Origin of the sequence: Streptomyces sp. NPDC058877 (genome assembly GCF_042742855.1) — a bacterium.
Lineage (GTDB): Bacteria > Actinomycetota > Actinomycetes > Streptomycetales > Streptomycetaceae > Streptomyces.
This window is the reverse complement of the sequence record NZ_JBHYMF010000201.1, coordinates 1-11,851: the sequence shown is the minus strand read 5'-3', so window position 1 is coordinate 11,851 and position 11,851 is coordinate 1. Positions and strand designations below refer to the sequence as shown.

Sequence of the window (11,851 nt, the reverse complement as noted above, 5' to 3'; positions counted from 1 at the left end):
GCCCTGATGTCCGGCGTCTGGCTCCCGGACGCCGTGGGCGACCGCCGCCCGCAGAACCTGCCCGGGACCTGGGACCAGTACCCCAACTGGCGCCTGCCCGTCGCCGACGCGGAAGGCCATCCCGTCACCCTGGAGGCGCTGGCCGCCGACGCGGACCACCAGGTCCTTGTCCTCGGCGCCGACGCGGGTGGAGCCGTAGACGAAGCCGTCCGAGCCGAGCTCCTCGACGACGTTCACGGTCACGGCCAGGCCGTCCTTGCTCGTCGGGCCCGACACGTCGAAGTGCTCGGGGCGGACGCCGACCGTCACGGTGGTGTCGCCCTTGGCGGACGCGGCGGCGACGGCCTCGCGGGAGACGGGGACGACGCTGTTGCCGAACTTCACGCCGCCGTCGGTGATCGGGACCTCGATCAGGTTCATGGCGGGGGAGCCGATGAAGCCGGCGACGAAGAGGTTGGCGGGGCGGTCGTACATGTTGCGCGGCGAGTCGACCTGCTGGAGCAGGCCGTCCTTGAGGACGGCCACGCGGTCGCCCATGGTGAGGGCCTCGGTCTGGTCGTGGGTGACGTAGACCGTGGTGATGCCGAGGCGACGCTGGAGGCCCGCGATCTGGGTACGGGTCGAGACGCGGAGCTTGGCGTCGAGGTTCGACAGCGGCTCGTCCATGAGGAAGACCTGCGGCTCGCGGACGATGGCGCGGCCCATGGCGACGCGCTGGCGCTGACCGCCGGAGAGCGCCTTCGGCTTCCGGTCCAGGTACTCGGTGAGGTCGAGGATCTTCGCGGCCTCTTCGACCTTGGCGCGGATCTCGGACTTGTTGACGCCGGCGATCTTGAGGGCGAAGCCCATGTTGTCGGCGACGGTCATGTGCGGGTACAGCGCGTAGTTCTGGAACACCATGGCGATGTCCCGGTCCTTCGGCGGCAGGTGGGTGACGTCGCGGTCGCCGATGCGGATGGAGCCGGCGTTGACGTCCTCGAGGCCCGCGAGCATGCGCAGGGAGGTCGACTTGCCGCAGCCGGACGGGCCGACGAGGACGAGGAACTCGCCGTCCGCGATCTCGATGTCGAGCTGGTCGACGGAGGGCTTGGTGGCACCCGGGTAGACCCGGGTGGCCTTGTCGAACGTGACGGAAGCCATGGTGATGCGTCCCTTCACCGGCAGGAACGTGCCGGACGATCCGAGTAAAGGAAGGATTGAGGTCTAGTCCACCTGAGTGAACCGGAAGTGACGCTACCTGGCGGTGCCCGATCTGTCAGCACTCTCGGGGCCGTGAGATTTCCGACCGTGGCCCGGGCCGGGTTGGTTACACTTCACTCGCTGCCGCCTTAGCTCAGTTGGCTAGAGCGCTTGACTTGTAATCTTGAGGTCGTCGGTTCGATTCCGACAGGCGGCTCTTGACGAAGGGTCCCGGACGCCGCGCTGCGTCCGGGACCCTTCGGCGTGCCCGGCCCCTTCCGGGCGCTCGGGATCAGCGGCCGGCGATCTTGGACGCGAGGACCGCGACGCGGTCGGTGGTGGCCGTGTGGCCGGACGCCTCCCGGCGGTCGGCGCCGCGGAACGCCGCGTACAGGGTCTGTACGCCGAGCCACCGCAGCGGCTCCGGTTCCCAGGTGCGCACCTTGTGGTTCACCCAGGGCAGGGCGGTGAGGTCGGTCGGCCCGGACTGGCCCGAGTCCTCCTTGATCAGGTCGCGCAGGGTGCGCGCCGCGAGGTTGGCGGTGGCGACGCCGGAACCCACGTAGCCCCCGGCCCAACCGAGGCCGGTGGAGCGGTCGAGGGTGACGGTGGCGCACCAGTCGCGGGGCACCCCGAGGACACCGGCCCAGGCGTGCTCGATCCGGACCCCGGCGAGCTGCGGGAAGAAGCGGACCAGGATCTCGCGGAGGTCCTCGATCGTCCGCGGCTCGGTGCGGTCGGCGTTCGCGGCGGTGGCTGCCCTGGAGCCGAAGCGGTACGGGACGCCCCGGCCGCCGAGCGCGATGCGGCCGTCGGCGGTGCGCTGGGCGTACATGTAGGCGTGGGCCATGTCGCCGAGGGTTTCGCGGCCGTCCCAACCGATGGACTCCCACTGGGCGTCGGTGAGGGGCTCGGTGGCGATCATCGACGAGTTCATGGGGAGCCAGGTGCGGCGCTGGCCGGCGAGCGAGGCGGTGAAGCCCTCGGTGCAGCGCAGCACGTACGGCGCGCGGACGGTGCCGTACGGGGTGATCGCGAGCTTCGGTTTGATCTCGGTGACGGGGGTCGACTCGTGGATCGTGACGCCGAGCGCTTCGACCGTGGCGGCGAGGCCCTTGACCAGCTTCACCGGGTGGATGCGGGCGCCGTGCGGCGTCCAGGAGGAGCCGACGGCGCCGGTGACGCGGACGCGGTCCGCGGTCGCACGGGCGCCGTACAGCTCGCGGTCGGTCTCGCCGAAGGCGAGTTCGGCGGCGTGGAACGCCTTGAGGCGGGCGAGTTGGGCGGGGGAGAGGGCGACTTCCAGGACGCCGCCGCGGTGCTGGTCCGCGTCGATCTCCTCGGCCTCGCAGACGTCGAGGACCTCGGCGACGGTGGCGTTCATCGCCTGCTGGAGGCGGACGGCCGCCTCGTGGCCGTGGAGCTTGGCGTAGCGGTCGCGTCCGGCGATGCCGTTGTAGAGCCAGCCGCCGTTGCGTCCGGAGGCGCCGTAGCCGCAGAACCTGGCTTCGAGGACGGTGATGTTGAGGAAGGGGACGGCCTTCTTGAGGTAGTAGGCGGTCCACAGACCGGTGTAACCGCCGCCCACGATGCAGACGTCGGCAGTGGTGTCCCCGGGCAGCGGCTCGCGCGGGGCGGGGGCGCCCTCCTGCGCGTACCAGAACGATATGCCGCCGTTGACGGTGCTCTCGACCGTGCTCATCTCTATCCCTCTTCCGGATGTGTGGCCGGAGGTTACCGCTGGCCAGGGGCGTGTGGATACGGGAGGAACCGAAGGCATCGGACGGGCGGCGGTGGCTAGGCTCGACCCGTGATGCGCGTACCGGAGGAATGGGCGGCGGCCCGGGCGAGCCACCACGACGGGGCGGGGCGGGAGTTCGTGGCCGCACTGCCGGGCTTGGCGGAGGAGTTCCTCGGCCGGTGGGGGCTCACCGCCACCGGCCCGGCGATGCACGGTGCGGCCTCGCTGGTGCTGCCGGTCCGGCGCGGTTCTGACGGCGTGCCGGCGGCGTTGAAGTTCCAGCTGCCCGACGAGGAGACGCGGGGCGAGCCGCTCGCCCTGTGCACGTGGGGAGGGGAGGGCGCGGTACGGCTCCTCGACCACGACCCGGGGACCGGCACGATGCTGCTGGAGCGGGCGGACGAGCTCCGGCCCCTGTCCGCGCTGCCGGACGCACGGGAGGCGGTCCGGGTCCTGGCCGGGCTGCTCGCCCGGCTGACCGCCGTCCCCGCCCCGGACGGGCTCCGCCGCCTCGGTGCCGTCGCCGCCCGCATGGTCGCGGACGCCCCGGCCGCCGCGACCCTCCTGGACGGGGCGGGGGCGGCGCTGCTGCGGGACTGCGCGGCGGTGGTGCGGGAGGTCGTGGGGGAGCCGGGTGACCGGCTGCTCCACTGGGACCTGCACCAGGGCAACGTCCTCGCGGCCCGCGAGCCGGAGCGGGGACCGTGGCTCGCCATCGATCCCAAACCGCTCGCGGGCGACCCGGGCTTCGAGCTGCTGCCGGTGCTCGCCGGTCGCCGGGAGGGGCGGGTGGACCCGGCGGAACTGCTGTGGCGGTTCGACCTGCTCGTCGAGGAGGTGGTCGGGGACCGTGGGCGGGCGGTCGCGTGGACCATGGGGCGCGTGTTGCAGAACGGGCTCTGGGACGTCGAGGACGGGGCGTCCGTCCTGGCCCCGGACCAGATGGCCATCGCCAGGATCCTGCTGGCCAGGAGGGCGTGACCCGGGGCAGGCTGGGCACATGATCCGTACTGCTACGCCCGCCGACGTCCCCGTCATCCACGCCATGGTCCGCGACCTCGCGGAGTACGAGAAGGCCCTCCACGAGGTCCGCGCGACCCCGGAGGACCTCCACGAAGCCCTCTTCGGGGAGCGCCCCGCCGCGTTCGCGCACATCGCGGAGGCGGAGGACGGGGAGCCGGTCGGCTTCGCGCTGTGGTTCCTCAACTTCTCCACCTGGCGCGGGGTGCACGGCATCTACCTGGAGGACCTGTACGTCCGCCCGGAGGCGCGGGGCGGCGGCCACGGGAAGGCACTGCTGCGCGAGCTGGCCCGGATCTGCGTCGAGCGGGGGTACGAGCGCCTGGAGTGGTCGGTGTTGGACTGGAACGAGCCCTCCATCGCCTTCTACGAGTCCCTGGGTGCCCGCCCGCAGGACGAGTGGTCGGTGTACCGGCTGACGGACGGGGCCCTGGCGGAGCTCGGGGGCGGCACGGTGTAGGAAGGGGGCATGGACATCGAGCAGCGCTTCCAGCGGATCACCGGCTTCATCGAGGCGCGACTGACGCCCCTCTTCGACCCCGCGAACGGGAGCGACCACGGTTTCGGCATGGACGACACCTCGCGGGCCCTGCGGGCCCTGCGCTACACCGTGCAGGCCGCTTCGGCGGTGAACGGTCTCGTGGAGAAGCGGGAGACGGCGCCGGAGCTGCGGCAGGTCGTCGACCAGGCCCTGGAGCACAACTGGGACGTGCTGCGCTCCGCCGCCCGGATGTGGGAGGACCACCCGGACTTCCTGAAGGAGTTCAAGGCGCACTCCTGGGACGTGCTGGGGGTGTGACCCCGGCCCTGCGCGGCATCGGGACCGTCCGGCCCCTCGCCCCCCGGCCCCGGGTCGCGACGGTCCGTGCCGCCGCGACCCGCGCGGGGGCCGGCCTCACGCGTGCCGGGGGCCGGGGCGGTCGAGGTGCTTCGCCCGCAGGGCGAGCGACACCGCCTCGACCGCGCTGGTGAACGACACCTCCGCCAGTACGCCCGGCGCCGCCACCTGGTCGCCCACCAGGTACACGCCGTCGCCCCGCTCGACGGCCGGCCGGTCGCGCCAGCTGGTGCCGGGGAGGTCCACCGCTCCCGTACGGCCTTGGGAGACCGACTCCCGCCGCCACACCGTCCGCTCGCGCCAGCCGGGGAAGCCGAGGTCGAGGAGGCGCTCGGCGCGGGCCACGCCGTCCGCCTTGGACGCGCCGGGGCCGATGGGCAGTTGTGCCTGGACCAGTTGCTGCCCGGTCGGGGCGAGCGAGACGTCCTGTGCCGTGAACCGCTCGATCCAGCCGGGCTCGTCCAGGTCGGAGATCACGAACGGATCGCCCTTCCGGGTGCGGAGGGCCAGGTCGAACAGGACGGTACGGCCGCTCTCCCAGGTGAGCGACGGGTCGCCGAGGAGCCGGGCGGCGGCGGGCAGCGCGGTCGCGACGACCACGGGCCCTCCGCCGACCGGCAGGACGTCGATCCGCGACGAGGTCTCGATCCGCACGCCCAGCCCTTCCGCCCGCGCGGCCATCCGGCCGATCAGCCGGCCCCAGCCGCCCCGGACGTAGTGCGCCTCGGGCGGCAGGCCGGCGGCCCGGTGCAGCCGTTCCTGCACGAAGCGGGCGGAGAGGGACCCGGGGTCGTGGTGGAAGACCGCGACCGCGCTGTACGCGGCGGCCGTGCGGGCGGCGGACTCGCCCACGAGCCCGGTCGCCCAGGTGTGGAAGTCGAGGTCGAGGGGGCCCCTTCGGCGCTGTGCAGGGACTGGCGGAGCAGGCCGAGCGGCGGGGTGCGGCGCAGCGCACCGTCGTGGTGGAAGCGGAACCGGAGGGCTTCGGCGGGGGGCACCGGGGCGAGGTCGCCGAGCAGGCCGCGCTGCTTGAGCCAGACCCAGTGGGGTCCGCCGTCGTACAGCGCGTGCGGGCCCTCGTTGGTGCGGTACGGGCCGGCAGCCGTGCGTCCCCGGCCGCCGAGCGTGCGGTGTGCCTCGTGGACGGTCACCTCGGCGCCGGCCTCGGCGGCCGTGATGGCCGCGGTCAGCCCGGCGAAGCCGCCGCCGATGATGGTGAGCTCCTGCATGTCCGTCTCCCTCGTGCCGATCCTCGTGTCGGTTCCGTACGGGGACGGCCGGCGGGGGCGCGGATGTGACATCGGGGGCATCGATGTCAGTGCCCTGCCGCACGATGGGGGGATGGCGAGGACGCGGGAGAAGAAGACGGCACGGGCACGGCGCGCGGAGGTGCGGCTGCCTCCGCTGGAGGCGTACGAGGGCGGGTTGGAGCCCGACGGGGACTACGACGGACTCGAACTGGTCGGGCTCGACCTGGCGGGTCAGTCGGGTGCGGGCGCCCGTTTCATGGACTGTGCGCTGCGCGAGTGCGCGCTCGACGAGACGCGACTGAGGGGTGCCCGCTTCCTCGATGCGGTGCTGACCGCGGTCCGGGGGGTGGGGACGGATCTGGCCGGGGCGCAGTTGCGGGACGTGGAGCTCGTGGAGGCGCGGCTCGGCGGGGCGCAGCTGCACGGGGCGGTCCTGGAGAGGGTCGTGGTCCGGGGCGGCAAGAGCGACTACCTGAACCTGCGGGCGGCGACGTTGAAGGACGTCGTCTTCGAGGGGTGCGTGCTCGCGGAGCCGGACTTCGGGGGTGCGGTGCTGGAGCGGGTCGAGTTCGTGGACTGCGTGCTCACGGGGGCGGACTTCACGGGGGCGCGGCTCAAGGACGTGGACCTGCGCGGGGTGCAGCGCCTGGAGATCGCGCGGGGCGTGGAGTCCCTGGCGGGGGCGGTGATCTCTTCGGCCCAGCTCTTCGACCTCGCGCCGGTGCTCGCGGCGCGGCTGGGGGTGCGGGTGGAGGGCTGAGGGCGGGCGGCCCCGGGCCGGCCCTCAGGGCAGGCGGGGGAAGCGGGCCTGGAGGGACCAGACGGCCGGGTTGTCGGCGAGGCCCTCGTGCATGTCGGTGAGGTCGGCGATCAGGTCGTGCAGGAAGTCGCGGGCCTCGCGCCGCAGCTCGGCGTGGTTGAAGGTGACCGGCGGCTCGTCGCCCGGCATCCAGTCGGCTTCGACGTCCACCCAGCCGAAGCGGCGTTCGAAGAGCATCCGGTCCGTGGACTCGGTGAAGTCGAGCTCCGCGTACTGCGGCTGCGCGGCGCGGCTGCCCCGGGGGTCCTGGTCGAGCTGCTCGACGATGTCGCACAGCGCCCAGGCGAAGTCGAGCACCGGGACCCATCCCCAGGCGGTGGACACCTCGCGGTCCGTCTCGGTGTCGGCGAGGTAGACGTCCCCGCAGAACAGGTCGTGGCGCAGGGCGTGGACGTCCGCGCGGCGGTAGTCGGTCTGCGGCGGGTCGGGGAAGCGACGCGAGAGGGAGTAGCCGATGTCGAGCACGGGACCGATGGTGTCACGGCACCGGACCCGCTCCGCAATCCGCTCGGTGCGCGAGGGGCGTCCCCGGTCCACGGCGGGCGTCCCGGTCGGTGCCGGTTCCGTCCGCGGTCCGGCACCGGGGCGTGCGGGCCGTTCAGCGGCGGCCGTGTACCGCGCGCGCCACCCTCGGCCCGAGCCACCTCTTCAGTCGGCGCAGCGCCTCCAGCTGATCGGCGGCCCGGTCGATCCGGTAGTACAGCTGCGGGGGGACGTACGGGAGCAGCGGTGAGTGGCGCTGGCCGAGGAGCGCGAACATCCGGGCCGGCTCCAGGCGCATGTAGCGGGGCAGCTGCTCGTACCACTGGGCGCTGTAGCGGGCGGCGCTCTGTGCGGAGACGAGGGCGGAGCGGCGCTGCTCGCCGTATGCGGAGAGGGCGTCCTCCAGGGCGGCGTGCCCGCGCAGGGCGTCCGCGAGGCCGAGCGCGTCCTCCAGGGCCAGGGTGGTGCCCGCGCCGGTCGAGTAGTGGGTGGTGTGGGCGGCGTCGCCGAGGAGGACCAGGTTCCCGCGGTGCCAGACCCGGTTGGTGAGGGTGCGGAAGGTGAGCCACCGGGCGGCGCCGTCGGCCCGTTCCCGGCCGATCAGCTCGTGCCCGTCGAGGAGGTCGTGGAAGAGCTTCTCCAGCAGGCGCAGGCCGTCGGCCTCGTCGCGGGTGTCGAGGCCGAGGCCGGTCCAGGTCTCCGGGGAGCATTCGACGACGCAGGTGGAGCGTTCGCCGCTGAACCCGTAGGCGTAGCACCAGATCCAGCCGTGCTCGGTCTCCTTGAAGGCGAAGCTGAAGGAGTCGAAGACCTTGGTGGTGCCGAGCCAGACGTAGTGGTTGCGGCCGGTGGTGACCTTGCTGCCGAAGTGGTCGGCGTGCGCCTCGCGGAGGGCGCTGTGGACGCCGTCGGCGGCGACGACGAGGTCCGCGTCCGCGAGCTCGGGCGCTTCCGGGCCGGGCACCTCGTGCTCGAACTCCAGGTGCACGCCGAGCTCCTCGGCCCGGTCGGCGAGGAGCGCGAGCATCCGCCGTCGGCCGATGCCGAAGCCCGCGTCGCCGCGGTGGACGGTGCGTTCGTCGCGGACGATGGCGACCCCGTCGGTCCAGCTGACGGACGCTTCGGCGACGGCCGCCGCGGACTCCGGGTCGCCGGCGCGGAGCTTGTCGAGCAGTCCGGCCCAGTAGGTGACGCCCCAGCCGTACGTGGAGCCCGCGGGGTTCCGTTCGTACACGGTGATCGCGTGGGACGGGTCCTGCCGCTTCAGCAGGATCGAGAGGTAGAGGCCGGCGGGTCCGCCGCCGACGATCGCGAGCTTCAACGTGCGCTCCCACTGGTTCGTGACACCATGCTGTCGGATGGTAACGCAGGGTAGCAGTGGTGGGGGCGTCGGGCGGGCAGAGGCGTTCGGGGACGGGGCGCCCGTATCTTCTTCGTCGAGTTCGGAGAGGATGGGCGTCATGGTGGACGTGGGGCAGGGGCTGGACTGGATGGGTCGCTCGGCGGTGCATCACTGCGCCGAGCAGGGAGACATTGCTGGCCTGCGAGAAGCGCTGGCGGGCGGGGCGGATCCGGACCTGGCGGACAAGGCAGGCATGACACCGCTGCATTTCGCCGCGCAGTCTCAGGGCGCGCTTGCCGCCGAGCTGCTCCTGGCAGCTGGCGCGACGGTGGACGTGGGCGACCGTAACGGCAGCACGGCCCTCTTCGGCGCGGTGTACAACTATCGGGGTGATCCGGCAACGCTCCGGGTGCTGCTGGCGGCAGGAGCCGATCCCGGGCGGCAGAACGTGAAGGGCGTGAGTCCACGTGCTCTGGCCGACCTGATCGGCAATTACGACGTGGCGGTTCACGTTCCTGGTGCAGGCGAGGAACGGTAGCCGCCAGCCCGTCTTCTTGCCTGCTCGTGAAGCTGCTGACGGCTGGGGTTCGTAGAAGGTTCCGTCGCGGAGCATCGCGAACGGGACGTCGGCCCTGCGTCTGGCGAGGCGGAGCAGGGCTTGGACGTGGCACTTGCCCTGGGCGATCTTCTTGTCGTGGTAGGTCCGGGATGCCGAGTCGCTCAGAGCTGCGAAGGCGGAGGGGAAGAAGGCCCGTTTGGGCTGCTTGTTTCCGTGTGTCCTGAGCGTGAGGAGGAGTCGGTTGTAGGGCAGCTCCCGATCACGGCGCTATGTGAAGGATGAAGGTTTTTGGCCCTTCGGAGTCGCCCTGGGGGACCCGGTGCGCGTGCCCTCCGTCGGGCCGTGGGCGGCGTCCCGGCCTACGGCAGCAGCCGGCGTTCCTTCGCCACCGCCACCGCGCCCGCGCGGGTGTCGACGCCGAGCTTGGCGTAGATCCGACCGAGGTGGGTCTTCACCGTGGCCTCGCTGATGAAGAGGGCCCGGGCGATCTCCCGGTTGCCGAGTCCGCGCCCGAGCTGACCGAGGATGTCCCGCTCCCGGTCGGTGAGGCTCGGACCGGCGGCGCCCCGCATCCGGTCCATGACCCGGCTGGCGACCGGTGGGGAGAGGGCGGTGCGGCCCTGGGCGGCGGAGCGGATGGCGGCGAACAGCTCCTCCGGCCGCTCGGCCTTCAGCAGGTAGCCGGTGGCGCCCGCCTCGATCGCCCGGGTGATGTCGGCGTCCGTGTCGTACGTGGTGAGGACGAGGACGTGGACGCCGGTGGGCGCGATCCGGCGGGTCGCCTCGACGCCGTCGATGCCCGCTCCGAGCTGGAGGTCCATCAGGACCACGTCCGGGGTCAGCTTCGCGGCCATGGCGACGGCTTCCTCGCCGCTGCCGGCCTCGCCCACCACCTCGATGTCGGGAGTGCTGCCGAGCAGCGCGAGCAGGCCGGCGCGGACCACCGCGTGGTCGTCGCAGAGCAGGATCCGTACGGACATCAGGGCTCCAGGGAGAGCGGGATCGCGGCGGAGAGCACCGTGCCCTCGCCGGGGGTGGACTCGACGGTCAGGGTGCCACCGAGCTGCTGGGCCCGCACCCGCATCGCGGGCAGGCCGTGGCCCCGTTCGCCCTGCTCGCGCACGAGCGCCGGGTCGAAGCCGCGGCCGTCGTCGGCGACGTCCAGGACGACCTGGTCGTCGAGGTAGCTGAGGGTCAGGGCGGCGGATCGCGCGCCGGCGTGCTCACGGATGTTGGCGAGGGCTCCCTGGGCGATCCTCAGCAGTGCCGACTGCGTCCGGTCGGGCAGCGGCACCGCGGTCCCGTCGACCCGGAAGGCCACCGATTCCCGGGCGGCGAGTCCGCGCAGCGCCTCCTCCAGGCCGCCGCCCCCGGCGAGGTCGGCGGGGGCGAGGTCCTGCACGAACCGGCGGGCCTCGGCGAGGTTGCGTTCCGCGATCGACTCGGCGGTGCGGACGTGGCGGCGGGCCGTGGCGGGGTCGCTGTCCCAGGTGCGGTCAGCGGCCTGGAGCAACATCTGCTGACTGGACAGGCCCTGGGCGAGGGTGTCGTGGATCTCCATGGAGAGCCGCTGGCGCTCGGCGAGGGTGCCCTCGCGGCGTTCGATGGCGGCGAGCTCGCGCCGGGTGCGGATCAGGTCGTCGATGAGGGCCCGCTGACGGGCGGCCTGCCGGTCGGAGTAGACGAAGACCCCGGTGGCGAGGGCGGCGACGGTCGGCGGGGCGACGATCAGGTTCGGGTCCCACCCGCCGTGCGAGAGCTGCACCTGCGCGAAGACCACGAAGGCGGTCAGCAGGGCGACCAGGCCCAGCGCGGCGCGCGGCGGGAGGGTGCGCAGGCCCGTGTAGAAGAGCGGCACCGCACACCAGGCGAAGCTGGGCGCCAGGACGACGAGGACGACCCAGACGGCGACGACCGTGCTCAACCAGGCGATCCGGCGGGGGGTGGCGCGGGTGCCGAGCACCGGGCCCAGCAGGTAGAGGGAGGCGAGCGCACCGGTGAGGGCCGCGATCCACGGGCTGCGGTCCTCCCAGCCGTGCCGCAGCAGGAAGCGGGCCAGGGAGGCGCCGAGCAGCAGGAAGAAGGCGACGTGCATGATGCGCGCCAGCCAGCGGGCGTCCGGGTTGTGCTCCGTGGGCCGCGTCACCGTACCGCCTTCCTGACCTGGGTGTACGGGTCCATGGTGGCCCGGCGGGGCCAGCCGGGCATCAACCGATCGGCTGACGGCCCCGTCGTCCGGTGCGCGCGCGGAGGCCAGCCGGAACGCGGACCGGTGGGAGGCGGGGCCGGCCGGAGGATGGAGGCAGAGCGCAGGACGGACCGGGCGGCGCGGAAGACCGCCCGCCCACGGTTCCCCCGCTCGTCCCCCTGCCCCTCCCCACCCCTACGGAGTGCCCCATGAAGAAGATCCTGCTCGGTGCCACCGCTGCCGCCGTCGTTGCCGCCGGCACCTTCGGCGTGGTCTCCGCGAACGCCGCCGCCCCGGCCGCCGTCCCCGCTGCCGTCACGGCCGATGCGACCGGCCAGAACACGGTGGAGTCGACGCACCTGACGATCGAGGCGGCCGTGAAGGCCGCGCGGGCGACCCTGGACGCCGCCGGGGCGGAGGGCCAGCGGGTC

The 11,851-nt window shown here is 73.1% G+C and carries 11 protein-coding genes, 1 tRNA gene and 3 pseudogenes; 7 read left to right on the top strand and 8 right to left on the bottom strand.

Annotation, left to right across the window (positions count from 1 at the left end):
* A partial coding sequence (locus ACFW2Y_RS30430) for an ABC transporter ATP-binding protein (RefSeq protein ID WP_384885540.1) occupies window positions 1–1,140 on the bottom strand: 1,140 nt, incomplete at its 3' end.
* 182 nt (window positions 1,141–1,322) lie between these two features.
* Between ACFW2Y_RS30430 and ACFW2Y_RS30425 the strand changes: the two genes are divergently transcribed.
* Window positions 1,323–1,396, top strand: a tRNA-Thr gene (locus ACFW2Y_RS30425).
* 75 nt (window positions 1,397–1,471) lie between these two features.
* Here ACFW2Y_RS30425 and ACFW2Y_RS30420 read toward each other — a convergent pair.
* Window positions 1,472–2,881 carry an NAD(P)/FAD-dependent oxidoreductase gene (locus ACFW2Y_RS30420; protein WP_384885538.1) on the bottom strand — a complete coding sequence of 470 codons (1,410 nt, stop codon included), beginning with the start codon at window positions 2,879–2,881 and terminating at the stop codon, window positions 1,472–1,474.
* Window positions 2,882–2,992: 111 nt separating this feature from the next.
* Here ACFW2Y_RS30420 and ACFW2Y_RS30415 point away from each other — a divergent pair, with 111 nt between their 5' ends.
* The 3 genes from ACFW2Y_RS30415 to ACFW2Y_RS30405 are packed head-to-tail and all read left to right on the top strand — an operon-like array spanning window position 2,993 to window position 4,739.
* Window positions 2,993–3,901 carry an aminoglycoside phosphotransferase family protein gene (locus ACFW2Y_RS30415; RefSeq protein ID WP_384885541.1) on the top strand — a complete coding sequence of 303 codons (909 nt, stop codon included), beginning with the start codon at window positions 2,993–2,995 and terminating at the stop codon, window positions 3,899–3,901.
* Window positions 3,902–3,920: 19 nt separating this feature from the next.
* The gene (locus ACFW2Y_RS30410) at window positions 3,921–4,400 is read left to right on the top strand and encodes a GNAT family N-acetyltransferase (protein WP_384885536.1); all 480 of its coding nucleotides are present in this window, start codon (window positions 3,921–3,923) and stop codon (window positions 4,398–4,400) included.
* A gap of 9 nt (window positions 4,401–4,409) precedes the next feature.
* Window positions 4,410–4,739, top strand: coding sequence for a hypothetical protein (locus tag ACFW2Y_RS30405; protein ID WP_366038866.1), 330 nt, complete (start codon window positions 4,410–4,412; stop codon window positions 4,737–4,739).
* Window positions 4,740–4,835: 96 nt separating this feature from the next.
* Here the strand turns inward: ACFW2Y_RS30405 and ACFW2Y_RS30400 are convergent.
* Window positions 4,836–6,007 (bottom strand): annotated as a pseudogene (locus ACFW2Y_RS30400) (NAD(P)-binding protein).
* 112 nt (window positions 6,008–6,119) lie between these two features.
* Here ACFW2Y_RS30400 and ACFW2Y_RS30395 point away from each other — a divergent pair.
* Window positions 6,120–6,788: a pentapeptide repeat-containing protein gene (locus tag ACFW2Y_RS30395; RefSeq protein ID WP_384885534.1), complete on the top strand. Its 669-nt coding sequence runs from the start codon at window positions 6,120–6,122 to the stop codon at window positions 6,786–6,788.
* Window positions 6,789–6,812: 24 nt separating this feature from the next.
* Here ACFW2Y_RS30395 and ACFW2Y_RS30390 read toward each other — a convergent pair whose 3' ends face one another.
* Together ACFW2Y_RS30390 and ACFW2Y_RS30385 are read right to left on the bottom strand one after the other, a co-directional pair.
* Window positions 6,813–7,313 (bottom strand): hypothetical protein, encoded by a 501-nt coding sequence (locus ACFW2Y_RS30390; protein WP_384885532.1) that lies wholly within the window; start codon window positions 7,311–7,313, stop codon window positions 6,813–6,815.
* Between the two features lie 133 nt (window positions 7,314–7,446).
* The gene (locus ACFW2Y_RS30385; RefSeq protein ID WP_384885530.1) at window positions 7,447–8,652 is read right to left on the bottom strand and encodes an FAD-dependent monooxygenase; all 1,206 of its coding nucleotides are present in this window, start codon (window positions 8,650–8,652) and stop codon (window positions 7,447–7,449) included.
* A 139-nt stretch (window positions 8,653–8,791) separates the two neighbouring features.
* Here ACFW2Y_RS30385 and ACFW2Y_RS30380 point away from each other — a divergent pair, with 139 nt between their 5' ends.
* Window positions 8,792–9,211 carry an ankyrin repeat domain-containing protein gene (locus ACFW2Y_RS30380; RefSeq protein WP_384885529.1) on the top strand — a complete coding sequence of 140 codons (420 nt, stop codon included), beginning with the start codon at window positions 8,792–8,794 and terminating at the stop codon, window positions 9,209–9,211.
* Window positions 9,212–9,247: 36 nt separating this feature from the next.
* On the opposite strand, the pseudogene ACFW2Y_RS30375 reads toward ACFW2Y_RS30380, so the two are convergent.
* The 3 genes and pseudogenes from ACFW2Y_RS30375 to ACFW2Y_RS30365 all read right to left on the bottom strand — a co-directional run.
* Window positions 9,248–9,445: pseudogene (locus tag ACFW2Y_RS30375) on the bottom strand (IS110 family transposase); the annotation flags it as partial.
* A gap of 146 nt (window positions 9,446–9,591) precedes the next feature.
* A complete protein-coding gene (locus tag ACFW2Y_RS30370; protein ID WP_384885527.1) occupies window positions 9,592–10,212 on the bottom strand; it encodes a response regulator in 621 nt (206 codons plus the stop codon).
* On the bottom strand, window positions 10,212–11,378 hold the full coding sequence (locus tag ACFW2Y_RS30365; RefSeq protein WP_384885525.1) for a sensor histidine kinase: 1,167 nt from the start codon (window positions 11,376–11,378) through the stop codon (window positions 10,212–10,214). The genes ACFW2Y_RS30370 and ACFW2Y_RS30365 overlap by 1 nt, the downstream gene beginning before the upstream one ends.
* Window positions 11,379–11,629: 251 nt before the next feature.
* On the opposite strand from ACFW2Y_RS30365, the pseudogene ACFW2Y_RS30360 reads away from it, so the two are divergent.
* Window positions 11,630–11,851: pseudogene (locus ACFW2Y_RS30360) on the top strand (heme-binding protein); the annotation flags it as partial.